The sequence below is a fragment of the Pseudarthrobacter sp. LMD1-1-1.1 genome, assembly GCF_040676255.1.
Lineage (GTDB): Bacteria > Actinomycetota > Actinomycetes > Actinomycetales > Micrococcaceae > Arthrobacter.
The window spans coordinates 1-255 of sequence record NZ_JBEGHP010000017.1 but is presented as its reverse complement, the minus strand read 5'-3'; the positions used below and the strand labels follow the sequence as shown (position 1 = coordinate 255).

Below are 255 nucleotides of genomic sequence, written 5' to 3'. Positions count from 1 at the left end.
AGCCGCCCGTACCCCAAACCGACACAGGTGATCAGGTAGAGAATACTAAGGCGATCGAGAGAATTATGGTTAAGGAACTCGGCAAAATGCCCCCGTAACTTCGGGAGAAGGGGGGCCCCAACCTTGATCGGACTTCGCGTCCGGGAGGGGATCGGGGCCGCAGAGACCAGGGGGAAGCGACTGTTTACTAAAAACACAGGTCCGTGCGAAGTCGCAAGACGATGTATACGGACTGACTCCTGCCCGGTGCTGGAA

The 255-nt window shown here is 57.3% G+C and carries 1 rRNA gene; it reads left to right on the top strand.

The features are described 5' to 3' along the window. Positions 1-255 (top strand): 23S ribosomal RNA (locus MRBLMD1_RS10550); the annotation flags it as partial.